This window comes from Streptomyces sp. NBC_00019 (genome assembly GCF_045041015.1).
GTDB lineage: Bacteria > Actinomycetota > Actinomycetes > Streptomycetales > Streptomycetaceae > Streptomyces.
Genome location: NZ_CP108302.1, coordinates 7,930,750 through 7,947,714 on the forward strand (window position 1 = coordinate 7,930,750; position 16,965 = coordinate 7,947,714).

The 16,965-nt window shown below is 69.8% G+C and carries 12 protein-coding genes and 2 pseudogenes; 4 read left to right on the forward strand and 10 right to left on the reverse strand.

Annotated elements, in window-relative coordinates:
- Nucleotides 1–62: 62 nt before the first annotated feature.
- Nucleotides 63–2,282, forward strand: a complete 2,220-nt coding sequence (locus OHU89_RS37195) for a glycoside hydrolase family 3 N-terminal domain-containing protein (RefSeq protein WP_405649332.1) — start codon at nt 63–65, stop codon at nt 2,280–2,282.
- Here the strand turns inward: OHU89_RS37195 and OHU89_RS37200 are convergent.
- The 6 genes from OHU89_RS37200 to OHU89_RS37225 form a co-directional block, all read right to left on the reverse strand.
- A complete protein-coding gene (locus OHU89_RS37200; RefSeq protein ID WP_405649334.1) occupies nt 2,272–3,153 on the reverse strand; it encodes a carbohydrate ABC transporter permease in 882 nt (293 codons plus the stop codon). The genes OHU89_RS37195 and OHU89_RS37200 overlap by 11 nt on opposite strands.
- Nucleotides 3,150–4,157, reverse strand: a complete 1,008-nt coding sequence (locus OHU89_RS37205) for a carbohydrate ABC transporter permease (protein ID WP_405649335.1) — start codon at nt 4,155–4,157, stop codon at nt 3,150–3,152. Before OHU89_RS37205 ends, OHU89_RS37200 begins: the two co-directional genes overlap by 4 nt.
- Nucleotides 4,158–4,159: 2 nt before the next feature.
- Nucleotides 4,160–5,536 (reverse strand): extracellular solute-binding protein, encoded by a 1,377-nt coding sequence (locus tag OHU89_RS37210; RefSeq protein WP_405649336.1) that lies wholly within the window; start codon nt 5,534–5,536, stop codon nt 4,160–4,162.
- A gap of 164 nt (nt 5,537–5,700) precedes the next feature.
- Complete coding sequence (locus OHU89_RS37215) at nt 5,701–6,378, reverse strand: peptidyl-prolyl cis-trans isomerase (RefSeq protein ID WP_405649337.1); 678 nt, start codon at nt 6,376–6,378, stop codon at nt 5,701–5,703.
- Entirely contained in the window at nt 6,375–10,601 is a 4,227-nt protein-coding gene (locus OHU89_RS37220) for an NEW3 domain-containing protein (protein ID WP_405649338.1), read from the reverse strand. The genes OHU89_RS37215 and OHU89_RS37220 overlap by 4 nt, the downstream gene beginning before the upstream one ends.
- Before the next feature lie 109 nt (nt 10,602–10,710).
- On the reverse strand, nt 10,711–11,592 hold the full coding sequence (locus OHU89_RS37225) for a MurR/RpiR family transcriptional regulator (protein WP_266886790.1): 882 nt from the start codon (nt 11,590–11,592) through the stop codon (nt 10,711–10,713).
- A gap of 187 nt (nt 11,593–11,779) precedes the next feature.
- Here OHU89_RS37225 and OHU89_RS37230 point away from each other — a divergent pair, with 187 nt between their 5' ends.
- Nucleotides 11,780–12,544 (forward strand): sugar isomerase domain-containing protein, encoded by a 765-nt coding sequence (locus OHU89_RS37230; RefSeq protein ID WP_405649339.1) that lies wholly within the window; start codon nt 11,780–11,782, stop codon nt 12,542–12,544.
- A 61-nt stretch (nt 12,545–12,605) separates the two neighbouring features.
- Here the strand turns inward: OHU89_RS37230 and OHU89_RS37235 are convergent.
- From OHU89_RS37235 to OHU89_RS37245, 3 genes and pseudogenes are all read right to left on the reverse strand, one after another.
- Nucleotides 12,606–12,905: pseudogene (locus tag OHU89_RS37235) on the reverse strand (hypothetical protein); the annotation flags it as partial.
- Nucleotides 12,906–13,074: 169 nt separating this feature from the next.
- The gene (locus tag OHU89_RS37240; RefSeq protein WP_405649340.1) at nt 13,075–13,380 is read right to left on the reverse strand and encodes a beta-N-acetylglucosaminidase domain-containing protein; all 306 of its coding nucleotides are present in this window, start codon (nt 13,378–13,380) and stop codon (nt 13,075–13,077) included.
- On the reverse strand, nt 13,280–14,560 hold the full coding sequence (locus tag OHU89_RS37245; protein ID WP_405649341.1) for an RNA-guided endonuclease InsQ/TnpB family protein: 1,281 nt from the start codon (nt 14,558–14,560) through the stop codon (nt 13,280–13,282). Before OHU89_RS37245 ends, OHU89_RS37240 begins: the two co-directional genes overlap by 101 nt.
- A gap of 23 nt (nt 14,561–14,583) precedes the next feature.
- Here OHU89_RS37245 and tnpA point away from each other — a divergent pair.
- Nucleotides 14,584–15,000 (forward strand): annotated as a pseudogene (gene tnpA, locus OHU89_RS37250) (IS200/IS605 family transposase); the annotation flags it as partial.
- 106 nt (nt 15,001–15,106) lie between these two features.
- Here tnpA and OHU89_RS37255 read toward each other — a convergent pair.
- Complete coding sequence (locus OHU89_RS37255) at nt 15,107–15,700, reverse strand: glycoside hydrolase family 20 zincin-like fold domain-containing protein (RefSeq protein ID WP_405649342.1); 594 nt, start codon at nt 15,698–15,700, stop codon at nt 15,107–15,109.
- 67 nt (nt 15,701–15,767) lie between these two features.
- Here OHU89_RS37255 and OHU89_RS37260 point away from each other — a divergent pair, with 67 nt between their 5' ends.
- Nucleotides 15,768–16,964 carry an MFS transporter gene (locus tag OHU89_RS37260; protein WP_405649343.1) on the forward strand — a complete coding sequence of 399 codons (1,197 nt, stop codon included), beginning with the start codon at nt 15,768–15,770 and terminating at the stop codon, nt 16,962–16,964.
- Nucleotide 16,965: the final 1 nt, after the last annotated feature.

A 16,965-nucleotide genomic window follows, 5' to 3' on the forward strand; every position in this document is an offset into this window, starting at 1 on the left:
ACGTTGAACCGGCCTCAGCCCCCGGGCCCCCTCGCCCGCCCCGCGCACGGTGGAGGCGGCCGATGAGTGAGCCCCTCTACCGCGACCCCACAGCCCCCCTCGACGCCCGCGTCCATGACCTCCTCGCCCGCATGACCCTCCCCGAGAAGGTCGGCCAGCTCAACCAGCGCATGTACGGCTGGGACGCCTATCGCCGTACCCCCGACGGGAGTTACGAACTCACCGACGCCCTGTACGCCGAGACCGAGCGCTTCGCCGGACTCGGTGCGCTCTACGGGCTCCAGCGTGCCGACGCCTGGTCCGGTGTGGACCATGGGAACGGGCCCGGCGCCGAGGACGCCGCGGCCCTCGCCGAGCTGGTGCAGCGGCATGTCGTCGAGCGGAGCCGGCTCGGTATCCCCGCTCTGTTCGTCGAGGAGGTGCCGCACGGCCTCATGGCCCTCGACGGCACCGTCCTCCCCGTCAACCTGGCCGTCGGCGCCACCTGGGGTCCCGAGCTGTACGAGCGGGCCGCCGCCCACGCCGCCGCCGAACTCCGCGCCAGGGGCGGCCATGTCGCCCTCGTCTCGGCCCTCGACATCGCCCGCGACCCCCGCTGGGGCCGCACCGAGGAGTGCTTCGGCGAGGACCCCCACCTCGCGGCACGGCTCACCGAGGCTCTCGTGCGGGGCATGCAGGGCGACACGCACGAGTACTTCGCCGCCGACAAGGCCCCCGTCGTCCTCAAGCACTTCGCCGGACAGGGCGCCACCGTCGGCGGCCGCAACTCCGCGGAGTCCGAACTCGGCCTGCGGGAACTGCACGAGATCCACCTCCCCGCCGCCCGTGCCGGCGTCCGGGCCGGAGCGGCCGCGGTCATGGCCGCGTACAACGAGGTCGACGGCATGCCGTGCTCGGGGAATCGCGCCCTGCTGACCGAACTCCTCCGGGAGAGCTGGGAGTTCGACGGCCTCGTCATGGCGGACGGCCTCGCCGTGGACCGGCTGGCCCGCATCACCGGAGACAAGGTCTCCGCGGGCGCCCTCGCCCTCAACTCCGGTGTCGATCTGAGCCTCTGGGACGAGGGCTTCACGCATCTGGAGGAGGCCGTCGAGCGGGGGCTGGTCGAGGAGTCGGTGCTCGACGTCGCCGTCGCCCGCGTCCTGCGGCTCAAGTTCCGGCTGGGACTGTTCGACGGACAGCGCACCACACCCCCTCCGCCGACCGGAGGCAGGGAGATCAGCAAGGAGCTCGCCCGGGCCGCCGTCACACTCCTCGACAACAAGGGGCTGCTGCCGATCCCGGCCACCGTCTCCCGTATCGCCGTGATCGGACCCCAATCCGCCACCACCGCACACCAGTCGGGCGACTACACCGCCCCCCAGCGCCCCGGCACCGGCAGCAGCGTCCTCGACGGACTCCGCCGGCTCGCCCCGCCCGGCGTGGACGTCCGGCACGCCCGCGGCTGCGCCCTCACCGGCGACGACCTCTCCGGCATCCCCGAGGCCGTCGCCGCGGCCGCCGCCTCCGACGTGGCCGTGCTGGTGCTGGGCGGCAGCAGCGCACGCACCACAGACACCGAGTTCGACGCCAACGGGGCTGCGCTGAGGGCGGTTTCGGAGATGACCTGCGGCGAGGGCGTCGACCTGGCCGACCTGCGGCTGGGCCCCGCCCAGTACCGGCTTCTGGACGCGGTCGTCGCAACGGGCACGCCCACGGCGGTCGTTCTGATCCAGGGCCGCCCGCATGTCGTCCCCGACACGGCGGGTGCGCTGCTCACGGCCTGGTACCCGGGCCCATGGGGCGGCGAGGCGATCGCCGAGGTGCTGCTCGGACTCTCGGAACCCACCGGCAGGCTCCCCGTCTCCGTCCCGCGCTCCGCCGCCCAACTCCCCGTCTACTACAACCACAAGGACACCGAGTACGGCGGCTACGTAGACGAGAGCGCGGAGCCGCACCACTCCTTCGGGCACGGACTGTCGTACACGAGCTTCGAGTACGGCACGCCCCGGATCACCGACGGGACCGTGACGGTCGACGTCACCAACACGGGGAAGCGGTACGGGCGTTCGGTCGTGCAGGTCTATCTCAGGCGCCTGATCACGTCCACCTGGCCGCGCACCCTTGAACTGTGCGCGTTCCAGGGGGTCGGCCTGGAGCCGGGCGAGCGCCGTACGGTCGTTCTCCCGCTGTCGATGGGGGAAGCCCGGACCGACTCCGCCGAGATCCGTGTCGCGGAGTCGGCCCGGGCGGCTTTGCGTGCCGTGCCGATCGTGCTGGACGTGAGAGGCGTCAGAGCTTGACGGCCCCGGACGAGACGCCCTTGTAGAACCACCGCTGGGTGATCACGAACAGCACCAGCACCGGGATCACCGAGATGACGGACCCGGCCATGACCATCCGCTGGTCGTAGCCGAACGACGAGCTCTGCAGACGCGAAAGCCCCAGCGTCAGCGTCATGTTGCTCTCCGAGCGCAGCACGATCAGCGGCCAGAGGAAGTCGTCCCAGGCGCTGATGAAGGTGTTGATGACCACCACCAGGATCGCGCCCCACGCGGACGGCAGATACAAATGCCGGAAGCGCTGCCACTCGTTCGCGCCGTCGAGCATCGCCGAGTCCTCGATCTCGCGCGGCACCGCCAGGAACGCGGCGCGCATCAGCAGCACGTTGATGGCGCCGACGAAGCCGGGCAGCCAGACGCCCGCCAGGCTGTCGACCAGGCCCAGGTCGCGGATGCTCAGGAACAGCGACACCATGATCGACTCGAAGGGGAACATCATGGAGGCGATCAGCACCACCCAGACCGCCTTGCGGCCCTTCCAGCCCGGCTTGGAGAGCATGTAGCCGGCCGTCGTGGAGAAGACCAGCTGGCTGGTGACCGACAGGACGACCACGATCAGGCTGTTCTTGATGTACGTGGCCACCGGGACCTGGTCGAAGACCGTGCGGTAGGCGCGCAGGGTCGGGTCGTGCGGCAGGAGGGTGGCGTCGGCGCCGAAGACGTCCTCGCTCGTGCTCTTCAGGGAGGCCAGCAGCTGCCAGACCAACGGGCCCACGGTGAGGCCGAGCACGAGGAACAACAGCAGGTAGCGGACGACCAGTTCGCGCGGACGGCCGTAGTCCCGCCAGCGTGGCAGCAGGCGCCGGCGCCTGGCCGGAACAGCGGTCGTCACGACTCGTCCTCCTTCGTCAGGCGCTGCGCCAGCAGGGTCAGCCCCAGCGTCAGCAGGAACAGGGCCACGCTGACGGCGGAGCCGTAACCGGCGTTGCCGGTGATGGGGTCCAGGCCGACGTCCCGGATGTAGAACGGCAGGGTGCGGTCGGCGCCGCCGGGGCCGCCGGTGGAGCTGCCGAGCATGTAGATCTCGGTGAACACCCTGAGCGAGCCGATGCCGGTGAGCGTGCCGACGAGCATCATGGCCTGCCGTACACCGGGCATGGTGATGTGCCAGAAACGGCGGACCGCGCCGGCGCCGTCCATGGCCGCCGCCTCGTGCAGTTCCTTCGGTACGTTCCCGAGCGCGGCCAGGTAGAAGACCATGTACCAGCCGAGGCCCTTCCACAGCGTCAGGCCCATCGCGGACAGCAGGATCAGCCACGGGTCGGACAGGAAGGGGATCGCCGACCTGATCAAGTGGGCTTTCTCGAGCCAGGTGTTGACCAGTCCGTCGTCGGCGAGCAGCCACTGCCAGCTCAGACCGACGACCACGCTGGAGGCCAGCACCGGTGTGTAGAAGGCCGAGCGGAAGAAGCCGATGCCGGGGAGGTTCTTCTCCACCAGGACCGCCAGCATCAGCGGCAGCAGGACCATCAGCGGGACGACGATCACGGCGTACAGGATGCTGTTGCGCGTCGCCAGCCAGAAGTCCGAGTCGTCCAGCATCCGCGTGTAGTTGTCGAGCCCGACGAAACTCGCGGCGCCGCCCAGTGGCTTGGCGTCGGTGAACGACAGCAGGAGCGTGTTGAGGAACGGGAACACGCCGAACACCACCGCGCAGACGATCGCGGGGGCCGTCCACAGCCAGGGCAGCCACCAACGGCGGTACATCGCCGCCCCGTTGGCACCGGCTGCCGGGCCCGGCAGCAGGGCCCGGAGTCGGGAGGGCTTCGCGCCCGGCGCGGAGGGGGTGCGCTCCGCGCCGGACACGGACACCGGCTTCGTGATCTGAGCCGTCACGGTCAGCCCGCCTGCTTCAGCAGCTCGTCGGCCTTCTCCTGGGCGTCCTTCACCGCGTCCGCCGCGCTCTTCTTGCCCTGCATGGCCAGCTGCACCTGGGAGACGATCGCATTCTGCACGGCCGGGGAGAGGTTGGTCTGGTTGGTGTCAGCCGTCTTGAGCTGGTCGGCGACGAGCTTGCGGGCCTGGGAGAACGGGTCGCTGCCGGTGGCGTTCTGGAAGAACGGGTCGCTCAGCGACTCCGTGGTCGTCGGGAAGATCACCACGGCCGGGTCCTTGCACCAGGCCGTCTGGTTCTCGGCGTTGGTGAGGAACTCCGCGAACGACAGCGCCGTGGGCGCGTGCTTGCTGGTCGCGGCGACCGAGATGTACTGCGGGGCGCCGGCGGAGGCGCGGCCGAGCGCGTCGTAGGGCTGCTGGCCGACGGCCGTCTTGTCGTAGACCGACGGGCTGTTCTGCTTCACGAACCGCACGAAGCTCGGGTTGGTCGAACCGTAGGCCACCTTGCCCTGGCTGTAGAGCGTGGACGGGTCGTTGCTGGAGGACAGCGAGTCCTTCGGCATCGCGCCCGCCTTGTACAGCTTCGCCATCCACGCGACCCACTGGGTGGTGCGCGGGTCGTCGGCGAAGACGGCGGACTTGCCGTCGGTGGAGAGGACCTTGATGCCCATCTGGTCGAAGTCGGCGGGGATGCGCCAGATGGGGTTGGCCATCGTCGCGAAGTACTTGCCGTCGGAGGCCTTGGCGATCTTCTCGTAGTCGGCGAAGAGCCCGAGGATGCTCGTCGGCGGCTTCGCCGGGTCGATGTCCGCCTTCTCCAGCAGATCCTTGTTGTACGTCAGGAGGACACCGCCGGTGTACCAGGGCAGCGTGGTGTGGATCGCCTTGCCCTCGGCGTTGTTGAAGGTGCTGGACTTCCAGAACGACGGGACGAAGGGCTTGGACGCGTCGGGGTCCTTGGTGCCGACGTCGAGCAGGTAGCCGGCCTTGGTGAGGGCCGTGGCCGTCGGCGCGTTGACGTTGATGACGTCGGCCAGCGTGCAGGCCTGGGCGTCGGCGACCGTGCGGCTGGTGAAGGTGTTGTCGCCGGGGTCGTCGATCCACTTGACCTTGGCGCCGGGGTGGGCCTTCTCGAAGTCGGCGATCACTCCGTTGAAGAAGTCCCCGAAGTCCTTCTTCAGATTCGTCGTCTGGAAGGTGATCGTGCCGTTGACGTCCCCGGTCAGCTTGCCCGACCCGACGTTGCCCTTGTCGACCTTGCAGCCGCCGGCCGTGGCGTCCCCGTCGTCCGAACCGCCGCCCGACAGGCCGCAGCCGGCGGCGGTCAGGGACAGAACGGCGAGACAGGTCAAGGTGCGGGTCAGTCTCTTTGCACGCATGTGATGGGCCCTCCTGCGACCGGGCGAGTCAGGGATGTGGCTGGTTCAATGAACCAACTTCGACTCCGATTGATGAAAAGGTGGACCAGAATTCATCGGAGGTCAATGCCTAGCCGTGTTGCTTTTCGGTTCCGTGGTGGTTCCGTGCGGGGTCAGCGACCCGATCAGTGCCGGTGCTCGTGGTCCGGGTGCGAGGGGTCGCCGGGGTGCTCGTACCCCGGTGCGTACACGACGTCGGCCCGTGCTCGGTCCAGCCAGTCGAAGAAGGCGCGACGGCCTGCCGCGCGGCGCAGTTCGAGGAGGATGCCCTCGCGGACCTGGGCGTATGGGAGGAGGTCCGACGACTCGTGGAAGGGGTCGGCGCCGCGGGTCAGCTCCGCGGGGGTGAGGAAGCGGTCGCGGTTGCGGTCGTAGTAGTCGTACGCCGCCTCCTCGGGGATCTGTTGGTCGCGTTCCAGTTGTTCGAGGAGGGTGCGGGCGGCTGGGGAGTGGGCGAGGGCTACTGCGACGATGCTGCCCAGGTCGGCGACGTCGCGCTCCGCGGGGAGGGTCGTGTTGGGTCGTATTTCGGGTGCGGCGCCGTCGTGGCTGGTCGCGCCCCGCGGCGGAGCCGCTGATGGATACAGCCCCGCGCCCCTAGGGCTGCGCTGCGCGCAGGCCCTTTGGGCGAGTTCGTCTATCACCACGACTTGTGTTGCCCACCGCCTTCGTTGCCGCTCGGCCCGAGCCAGGGCATCTGGCCGGGTCTCTCGGTCGCGGGCCGGGACGGTCTCCAAAAGGGCGTCCACGCGGTCCTTGGGGACCGGTCTGCCGCGTACCTGTGCCGCGTATTCCTCCGTCACGGCTTCACCTCCAGTTCCACGGCCTCCGTGTACGCCACGCAGCCGTGCCAGCCCACCTTTGCCATCAGCCAGTAGGAACCCGGTGGCACCGCCGAGCCGTCCACCTCGATCACGCACTCGGCCTCCGCTCCGCCGGCCACGGTGAAGCCCTGGACGCCCGGTCCGACGCCGGGCCATGTGCCCCAGGAGGACACCGCCCAGAGGGTGCCGCTGACGGGGCCCCGGGTGGTGTTGCGCAGGGTCACGGGGACGCGGGCGTGTTCGTCCCGTCGTACGACGACCCTGTCAACTCCCAGACGTGACACGAGCGTTGGTCCTGTGTGCCCGTCCGGCACGTCCAGCGCCACCTCGTCCTCGTACGTCTGCCCGCCGTACGACAGCCGCGCGGCCAGCCAGTGCCGGCCGGGTTCGGGTTCGGGTGGCGGTGTCACCGTGACCTCGGTGAGGCTGAAGCCGCCGGGGCCGAGCGTGTACGGCAGTTCGGTGGGCTCGGTGGACCAGCCGGGAGGCACCTCGAAGGTCACCGTGCCCGACACCGGCGCGTCGGTCAGCTCCGAGCCGATCCGGACGGTCGCCGTGACGGGGCCGGAGACGGTGAGCGTGGTGGGGGAGACGTACACGGCGACGGGCATGTTGCCGCGTGGGGCGGGGCCGGAGTTGTGGAGCCAGTAGCGGGTGTGGACGGGCTGGGCGGGTTCGGCGGCGGCGACTCCGGGGTCCTGCGGTGTCTCCAGGGCGCCTGCGGGCGTGGCGAGGACGGTCGCCACCTCGAAGCCGGCCAGGTCGAGCTCCAGCATCCCGTCCGTACCCGGTGTGAGGGGCTCTCCGGGCGCCTCCAGTACGTTTGCCCGGGCGCCCTCCGTCCATCCGTGAGGCCGCGACAGACGCGCCCGCACCGGGCGGCCGTTCACCTCGTGCATACGGACGACGACGCCGCCGCCCGGGTCCGGCTGTGCCGTGCCGCCCCGGGCGAGCGGGGAGCCGGCCGGCTTGAGGGCGTCCAGCAACACCTCGCCCGCGGGCTCCAGTTGGAGCAGTGAGCTGTTCCGGGGCAGGAACGCGTCCTTGGGCTCGGTCCGGAGCCGGGCGGTGAGGGGGCGGTTGAACTCGTGCCCGCGTTTGGGCAGTTGACCCTCCCGCCAGTCGCCCTCGCCCGCGACGACGGCGTACTCGAAGGTGTGCGACCAGCGCTGGAGCTGGAAGGCGGACCCGTCGGGGGCCGTGCGGCGCGGTGGGTCGACCCAGATGCCGGAGGGCCAGCCGGTGCAGGAACGCATGAGGGACATGTGGAGGTCGCCGGACGAGGTGACCACACAGCCGGGCGTGCCCCGGTTCAGGACCGAGAAGCTCCGGCCGTCCCAGGCGTCGCCGGGCGGCAGCGCCTCGCCGCTGCCCGCGGCGGTGGCCGTGACGGTGAAGTCGTCCAGGTCGGTGATGAGGGCGTCGACCGCCTTGGAGTCGTCCTCACCGCCCGCCACGACGAGCAGCGGCAGCCGCTCCAGGTCCCGCAGATCGGCTCCCGGCACCCACTCCTCCCGCAGCGAGGCGCGCGGTGCGACCCACACGGCCGCCACGTCCCCCTCGGCGAGCTGCCGCCGGAGTTCGCGCCCGGCGGCCGGGTCCCAGCCGAGGGCCTCGGCGACCACGGAGTTGCGGTCGGGGCCGCCGACGGCGATCCGGATGTCGGGGAGGTTGGAGTCGACCTCCAGGTCGCCGTAACGGGGCCCGCCCGCGATGGTCGAGGTCGCGGTGACCCCGGCGCGGACGAGGGCGGCGGCGAGCTCGGCGCCCAGCTCACCGGCCACGTCCCAGTCGGGGTAGATCAGTTCGGCGACCCCGATCGAGCGGTGCCCGAGGAGCTCGCCGGAGCCGTCGTGCACGGCGACCCGCGCGGTAGACCCCAGCCCGAACCAGGTGTTGGCCGGGTTGTCCAGCGTCCACGGGAACTGCTCGCTGTCCACGTCCACGAACCCGAACCCGCGCCCGATCACCGCGTCCGCCACCTCGTGCACCGGCAGCCCGCCGCGCACGTCGGACGGCCAGCGCACCCGGATGAGCCGGTCGGCACCGTCGTACCCGTCGACGGTCGTGGAGACGTCGAGACGGTCGACGCCCTTCCAGAGGGTCAGCCGCTGTGTGTAGGTGAAGAGACCGAGGTCGGCGCGGACCGTGATGCGCTGTCCGGCGGGGGAGTGCTCGACATCGATGTCGGCCCTGACGTCCCTGCTGCGAGCGGCAGTTGTGCCGGTCGGCGTGAGGTGCCAGGGCCCCTCGCCGAAGCGTGGGTGTCTCGAGTACTCCTCCTGCACGACGAGTTCGTTGCCGATGTCGCCGGTGCGCAGCAATTCCCGGGCCCCTTCCTGAAGGGCTCGCAGGCTGCTGACGCCGCCGCCGCGCGCAGGGTCGACGGTCAGCTCGTAGAACTCGTTGCGGATCGTGGCCCCTTCGGCCGGCGCCCAAGCGGAGACGGTGCCCTCGGCGAGCGGGACGGCCTTGAGGCCCAGTCCGGGCACGTCCGGTACGACGACGCTCAGCCGGCCGTCCTCCTCGCGCACGGCGGGCAGGGGGAGCCCGGTGCTCTCGTCGACCGGCAGGAGGCCCTCGTCCCGGAGGCTCAGCACGTCCTTGCGCGTCCAGGTCGCGGAGTTGAAGACCACCAGGTCGGCGCCGTCGCCCGGCAGCGGGACGACCCGGTCCGCGAGGGCCTGCGTCGCGTCGGCGTGGACGGTCTCGGCGAGGTCGTACAACTCCCGCCAGCCGGTGAGGAGATCGATGTAGACCTGGTCCGACTCCGACCCGGTGATGGCGTCGTGATGGGCGCCGTAGACGAGCTGCCGCCACGCCTTGTCGAGCGCCGCGTCCGGGTAGGGATGCCCGGCGGTGAGGGAGGCGAGTGTCGCCCAGGCCTCCGCGTCGGCGAGGAGGCTCTCGCCGTACCGCTGGGCCTGCTTGGTGTCGATGTAGGAGACGTCCTTGCCGGTGTACACCGGGTTCATGTCCCGGGTCTGCGGGGAGGCCTTGCGGCCCTCCGCCGCCAACTCCGCCCGGACGGCGGCGAAGAAGTCCCGGGGTGTCGCGCTGATGAACCGCGGCCAGACGTAACGGGCGTTCCAGTCACGGTGGATGCCCATCACCCAGCGGCACGGCGGCGCGTAGTCCCCGCCGACGGGCAGCAGGACGTTACGCGTGAGCGCGACCTTCTTCAGGCCCCTGAACAGCTTGAACGCGGCCTGTTCGGCCTCCGGCAGGGTCGGCGCGTTGTCGATCGCCCAGCCCGCGCCGTAATGGTTGACCATGTACGCGGTGAGGATGCCGCGCCCCGAGGGGGCGATCCAGTCGAACTCGGCCGGGAACTGCATCCGTTGGGGATCCCGGGGCTCCTCGCCGAACACCGAGAGCGTCGGCCCCCACTGGTGGAACGGCCCGCGCGCCCAGGAGCTGGAGGTGACCCCGGCGTCCGCCATCAGCCCGGGGAACTGCGGATCGTGCCCGAACGCGTCCAGCTGCCAGGCGGTCTCGGGTGACGCCCCCATGATCCCGCGCTGGTATCCGTCGCCGTACAGCGCGTTCCGTACGGTGGCCTCGGCGCCGGTGAGGTTGGTGTTGGGCTCGTTGTACGTACCGCCCATGATCTCGACGCGGCCGGTGCGGATCAGCTGGCGCAGGAAGGCGCGCTCCTCCGGGAAGGCGTCCCAGTACGGCTTGAGATAGTCGACTTCCGCGAGCACGAAGGTGTAGGCCGGGTCGCGTCGCGCGAGGTCGCAGTGGGCGCGCACCAGGCTCATCCCGGACTGGCCGCGCGAGTCGAAGGTGCGGGCCGGCAGGCCGGAGGAGGCCGGGTCGTCGGCGACGTCCCAGGTCTCGGTGTAGGCGGCCTGGGTGTTCCACCAGACGGGGTCGTAGTGGAAGTGGCTGACCATGAACATGGTCCAGCCGGGCTCGGCGGCCGTGAACGGGGCGGTGTGCCGGTCGCTGTGCTCACCGTCGACGGCGACGACCGTGATCTCGTCGCCCTCGCCGTTCACGGGTATCTCGGCGCGTGCGGTGCCGTCGTCGGCGGTGGTGACCAGCGTCTCTCCGACACTGCGGAGACCGCCCGGGCCCTCGGCCGTGAGACGGACCGTACGGCCGGGGACGTGGCTGATCTCGGCGACCACCACCTGGTACGGCTGCTCGACGGTTCCGACGAAAAGCTCGGTCGACTCGACAGAGGTGACGCGCATGGGTCTCCTACGAGGATGCTCGGCGGAGCACCATCCTGGCACCGCAGGGATGGTTCAAACAACCATCTACGCGTGTTCTCGGTGAATCATCTATGCAATATCACTGCGGTCAGCGGGTGCGCCGGCCCTTCGCCGAGTGCTGCGGCACGATGTGGTCGGTCAGCGCCAGGGAGGCGCTCGCGCGCTGGTAGGAGAGCTGCGCTACCCGGACGTAGAGGCAGTCGAGCAGCACCAGGACGGAGTGCCGGCCGCCGATGCCGGTGAGGAAGTTGGTCTCCGAGGCGGACGAGACGAGCCGGATGTCGGCGGCCTTGGCGAGCGGTGAGCGCGGGTCGGAGGTGATCGCCACGGTGGTCGCGCCGCGCTCCTTGGCCAGCTCGAACGGCTCGATGGTCTCCCGGGTGGCCCCCGAGTGCGAGATGCCCACGGCGACGTCCGCCGGGGTGAGCAGGGCCGCGGACGTGACCGCGCCGTGCACCTCGGTCCAGCCGCGCACCGAGCAGCCGATACGGAACAGCCGCGTCTCGGTCTCCAGCGCCACCGCCCCGCTGCCGCCGGTGCCGTAGAGGTCGATACGGCGGGCCCGGGCCATGGCCTGGGCGGCGCGCTCGATCGCGTCGAGGTCGATCCGGTCGATGGTCTGCTGGACGGCCCGCAGGTCGGCGTTGCCCACGACCTGCACGACCCGCTCCAGGCTGTCGTCCGGGGAGATGTCCGGGCCGATCTCGGCGGTACCCCAGTCGGAGACCTCGCCGCGGCCGTGCTCCTTGGCCAGCTCGATCAGCAGATGCTGATAGGAGTCCAGGCCGATGGCCCGGCAGAAGCGGGTCACGGTGGCCTGCGAGGTGCCGGTGCGGCGGCCCAGCTCGGCGGCCGAGCAGTGGGTGACGGCGGCCGGATCCTCCAGGATCAGCTCGCCGACCTTGCGCAGTGAGCCGGCCAGCCGGGGCAGCTCGGTGCGGATCAGTGTCGTGACGTCCGTCGGAGGCATGAGAAGAAGGTATCAGCCACCGTTCATGCCACTCAGTGAATACCAGGACCGGATTCGCGGGTGAGGCACGGGTGGGGTTGGGACCGATGTGCAGGGCGATTGAATGCAGTGGCCATCCTATGGTTTATTGATTCACCGATGGAGATGTATAGGGTGGTTCAATCCATCAGTAGGGAGTGAGTGCCGCGTGTCCGTCGAGTCCGTCAGCGCCCAGGGCTTCGCGCAGCAGAGCCTGGCCGTCCTTGAGCAGATCACCGAGTCCGCCCGCGCCGACGTGGCCCGCGCCGCGGAACTGATCGCCGACTGCGTACGCGCCGACGGCGTCATCCAGGCCTTCGGTACCGGCCACTCCCAGGCCATGGTCCTCGAAGTCGCGGGCCGGGCGGGCGGGTTGGTGCCCACCAACCGACTGAGCATCGCCGACCTCGTCCTGTACGGCGGTGACGCCCCGTCCGTCCTCGACGATCCGCTCCTGGAGCGGCAGCCGGGCGTGGCAGCGCGGCTGTACGGCCTCGCGGCCCCCCGCCCCCAGGACCTCTTCGTGATCATCTCCAACTCCGGCGTGAACAACGTCATCGTCGAGATGGCCCTCCAGGCCAAGCAGCAGGGCCACAAGCTGCTGGCCCTCACCTCCCTCTCCCACACCCATGCCGTCCCGGCCGGCCACTCCAGCGGCAAGAAGCTTGTCGACCTCGCCGACGTGGTCCTCGACAACGCGGCCCCGCGCGGGGACGCGCTGCTGGAGTTGCCGGGCGGGGGTGCGGTGTGTGCGTTGTCGACGCTTACCGGGGTGATGCTGGTGCAGATGGCGGTGGCGGAGGCGTCGGCTGTGCTGCTTGCCGCCGGAGAGCGGCCGCCGGTGTATGTGTCGGCCAATGTGCCGGGGGGCTTCGAGGGGAACTTGGAGCTGGAGCGACGCTACGAGGGGCGGATCCGGCGTACGGCGAGTTGAGGCGGCGGGGGCCTTCGCGCACCTCGCCTCGCCCCCGACCTTTGGATCGGCGGAGGTGTCCTCAATCCCTGGTTGCTCCGTCCGGCCACACGACGTCCACGGGGACTCCGGCTTCGCGGGCTTCGAGGACTGTGTCCGCGGTGCCGCCGCTCCCGCTCGGCTGCGCACCGTTCCACACGGCAACGAGGCGGTCAGCGCGCTTCAGCAGCATGCTGTTGGCGTCTGTGTACGCCGACCTGTTCGCCGTCTCGTGGTCCAGAACCACAACCTCAGCAGCTGCTTCGATGAGCCGGACGTTCTGCCGGTATTCCTTCGACGGGAGGATGAGGGTCAGGCGGCCGCCGAGTTCCGACACAACCTCTAGCTGATATGGGAGAACGGCGCCTCCTCGACAACGAACGTATGGCGGTGGCGAAGCTCGTGAGGGTGCCCTCCCCTCGTAGCGTGAAGACCGTGACTGCAGGGGAAGTTGGGGGTGTCGGTCCCTGGAGTGACCCCCGAGATTCCGACACCTGGACGCTGGATGGTTGTCATCCAGGGGAATTGATCCATGGTGGCAAAACGAAGGAAATCCCGGAGGCGAAGCGGACGTGGTTGGCGGTAGCGCGGTCGACCAGTTCCTTGAGCCGGGCCAGTTCCGTGGGTGGGTACTCGTCCCGCCATTGGGCGCGCACATAGGGGGGTCGTCCTTGGGGGATTGAAGTGCTCTCCCGGTTGAAGCCGGGAGATTCCTGCTTACCTTGCGGCAGCGGGCTTGACGCGCTTCGCGCGCCTGACGACTGCCCTCCCGGCAGCCGGGATGAGCGCGAGGCCCATCCGGTAAAGATGCAAGACATTCCGGGCTGCGTTGTGGTCGGCGTTGCCCGACCATCCGCAGTCCGGGTTCTTGCACACGAACACGGCCTGGGACTCCCGGCTCCCGGGTGTGGTGACACCGCACGCTGAGCAGCGCCGGGACGTGCCGGGGGCGGGGACCTTGACCAGGCTGCCGCCGAGCTGGGCGCTCTTGTACGTCAGCATGGTGACGGTGCGGCCCCATGCCTCCTGGCTGATGGAGCGGTTCAGCCCGGATTTCCGGGCAACGTTCTTCCCCGGCTCTTCGACCGTTCCCTTGGCGGACTTGACCATGTTCGTGATGGTGAGTGCTTCGACCACGACGGTGCCGTAGGTGCGGGCGATGGCCGTGGTCGTCTGATGCTGCCAGTCCAGGGCCCTGCGCTTGGCTTTCGCGCGGAGTCCTGCGATCTGGTCGTAGGTGCGGTGCAGCCGACGACTGGTGCGTTCGCCGGGCTTGCGGTGGCGCTTACGCCGCGCGGCGCTCTGCTCCAGGTGCAGAAGCCTGGCCTGCTCCTTCTCGGTCAGCCATTCGCCGTGTTCGTACGTTTCGCCGTCCGAGAGGGCGATGGGCACGGTGACACCCACGTCGATGCCGACGTCCGGTCCTTGATGCGGATCGGGCCTGGGCTCCAGGCTTTGGACACGGAAGGCAATGTGCCAGCCGAGCACGTCCTTGATCAGTCGGGCTCCGGTGATCCGGTTGTCCGCGCCTGCACGCTTGCCTACCGGAAGGTCCTTGGTCCACCGGAACCGGACACGGCCCACCTTGGGGATGTTGACCTGTCCCCACCGGCGGTGAACGCGGACGATGTTCAGGTCCCGGCCCTGCGGGATGTCCACGGACATCACCGTGCGGAACCGGCCCTTGAAGTTCGGGGCCGCAGCACGCCCGTCCCAGCAGTTCTTCCACGCTCGGAAGTACGTCTTGAGTACCGCTTGCGCCGCCTGCGCGGGCAGGACGGCGAGAAAGCCGATGTCCTCGCGGGCCTGGCGAATCGCGGCGTCCGCGTTCGCGAGAGTCCGCTCTTGCTTCGGCATCATCTGCCACCAGGCGTGCAGAAGGTTCCACAGGGTGCGGGCCGCGTGCGCCTGGTCATCGGTCTTCACCACCCCGGCAGGCGACAGCGCAAGCCGGGCGCGGTGCCCGAACTGCCGCTTGACCAGGGTCTCTTGACTCACAATCGAGAACCTAGCATTGGTTTATGTCACCGCGATGGGATCCTAATCCCGATGTCAGAACCGGTCGTCATGTTGTCTGCAACCTGCACGTTCACTTGGTTTTCGTAACCAAATACAGGCGGAAGGCGCTCACCGACGCCATGCTGACCCGCACCGAAGAGATCATGCGGGATGTCTGCGACGACTTCGAGGCCGAGCTGAAGGAGTTCGACGGAGAACAGGACCACGTCCATCTGCTCGTGTACTACCCGCCCAAAGTTCAGCTCTCCAAGCTGGTCAACTCCCTCAAGGGCGTCAGCTCCCGCAGGCTCCGCCAGGAATACGACAGCCATGTCCGCCGGTACCTGTGGGGCGGACACTTCTGGTCCGGTTCCTACTTCGCCGGATCGTGCGGCGGGGCACCCCTGAGCGTTGTCAAGCAGTACATCGAGAACCAGCAGCCCCATCTGACCGCCACCACGGAGGCGCAGAGCCCTCTTGCGCTTCGCACCTCCGGCCCAAGGATGGCCTTCACCCCCGCCCTGAAGGGCGGAGCACCAGCGAAGATCAGAGGCAGAAGCCCTCGATGACTCCGCGCAGCGCGGCGGTGGGCCAGTCGCGGATCTTTGTCTCGGGCAACTTGCCTGAGGCGCCCAGGAGTTGGCGCAGGGTCTGGGCGGCGTAGAAGGTGCCGGTCGCGTCGGATCCGGAGAGGGCGAGAAGGGTACGGCCGTCCCGGCGCCCGGATGCCAGGGTGTAACCGCCGGAAGGGAGTCCGGCCGGAGACCGGGCGCCCAGGCGTTTCAGCGCGGCGGCGGTGCCGGGGCCGTCGAGGTAGACCGTGAAGGCGGCCGACGCGGGCGGCTTGTCGACCGTCACGATCCGGTCGGCGCCGGCCTCGCGCAGGGCGGACTCGACGACCCTGCGGGCCGAGGCGTCCGTGTCCGGGCCGACGACCTCCACGACCCGGTCGGGGACCGTGAACCGGTCGGGCCCGGTCCGCATGCTCTGGGGTTTCGGCCAGACCTCGGGGGTGTGCTGCCGGGGTGCGGCCGATGCCGGTGACAGGGACGGGGTGGTGAGACCGGCGGCCATCAGCAGCACGGCGGCCACCCCCGCCGATCTCCTGGAGAGTCTCGAACGCAAGGTGAATTCATCCACCGGCGGAGTCTATTGATGCTGATTGAATCATTCAATGGTGCCGCTGTCGGCAATCTTGACGGGCGGGATGTTACCGGTAACATTTCCTGTCGTGCTCCGAGAAACCCGTGTAGTCGAAGCCCCGGTGTTCAGCCCGGCCGCCGTCGTCGCCTCGTGCGTCGGCTTCGTTCTGATCGGTGCGCTCCAGGCTCTCTACGGGCCCGCCATCCCCGCCTTCCGTGAGGAGTTCGGGCTGTCCCCGTCGGCCGCCGGGCTGGGCCTGAGCGCGCACTTCGTGGGTGGGGTGGCCGGGGTGCTGCTCTTCGACCGGTGGTTCGGGCGGATCGGCAACCGGCGGATCCTCGGCGCCTCGTATCTCCTGATGGCCGTCGGCGCGGCGGGCTTCGCGCTCGCCCCCGACTGGCCGCTCGCGCTCGCCGCCGCCCTGCTGGCCGGGCTCGGCTTCGGCGGTATCGACTACGGGCTCAACCAGCTGTTCGCCGTCGGCTTCGGGCATCGATCGACGGCGATGCTGAACATCCTCAACGCCCACTTCGGCATCGGCGCGATCCTCGGACCGGCCGTGATCGGCGCGGTCGGCGCCGAGCACTACCCGGCCGTCTTCCTCGCCTTCGCGCTGGTCGACCTGCCGCTGCTGTGGTGCCTGAAGGGCGTACGGGACAAGGCACCGCAGCCGTCCGGCACGGTCCCCGACTCCGGTGGCGTCCTCGGCCGCAGCCTCGGCTCGGTACTCGCCGTGTTCGTCGCGCTGTACGTCCTGCACGTCGGCATCGAGGCCGGCGTCGGCGGCTGGGAGCCCACCCACCTGGAGACCGTCGGCTACGGCGCCGGGGTCGCCGCCACCGCCACCTCCGTGTACTGGCTGATGATGACCGTGGGCCGGTTCCTGGTCGCGCCCCTCGCACTGCGCTTCTCGGCGCAGACGATCATCACCGTCTCGTGCGCCGGAATGACGGTCTGTCTCCTGCTCGCGTCCATCAGCGAGTTGGCGCCCTACGCCTATGCCGGCGTCGGTCTGTTCATCGCGCCGATCTTCCCCACCGGACTGCCCTGGCTCCACAAGGCCGCCCCGCAGGCCCGCCGGGCCGGAGCCCTGGTCATCGCGGCCTCGATGGCCGGCGGAGTGGTGGCCGGACCGGCACTCGGCAAGGTCATCGAGTGGTCCGGCATCAAGGCCGTACCGCTGCTGCTCGGAGGGGTTTCGGCGCTCTGCCTGGCCGCGACCCTCTGGCTGATCCGCAGTACTCCATCCCGCTCGCACTGAA

What these genes read in the sequence shown, in the direction of transcription:
- OHU89_RS37195 (WP_405649332.1), top strand. Translation starts at nt 63, where the DNA reads ATGAGTGAGCCCCTCTACCGCGACCCCACAGCCCCCCTCGACGCCCGC.
- OHU89_RS37210 (WP_405649336.1), bottom strand. Translation starts at nt 5,536, where the DNA reads ATGCGTGCAAAGAGACTGACCCGCACCTTGACCTGTCTCGCCGTTCTG.
- OHU89_RS37220 (WP_405649338.1), bottom strand. Translation starts at nt 10,601, where the DNA reads ATGCGCGTCACCTCTGTCGAGTCGACCGAGCTTTTCGTCGGAACCGTC.
- OHU89_RS37225 (WP_266886790.1), bottom strand. Translation starts at nt 11,592, where the DNA reads ATGCCTCCGACGGACGTCACGACACTGATCCGCACCGAGCTGCCCCGG.
- OHU89_RS37240 (WP_405649340.1), bottom strand. Translation starts at nt 13,380, where the DNA reads ATGTCTTGCATCTTTACCGGATGGGCCTCGCGCTCATCCCGGCTGCCG.
- OHU89_RS37260 (WP_405649343.1), top strand. Translation starts at nt 15,768, where the DNA reads ATGTTACCGGTAACATTTCCTGTCGTGCTCCGAGAAACCCGTGTAGTC.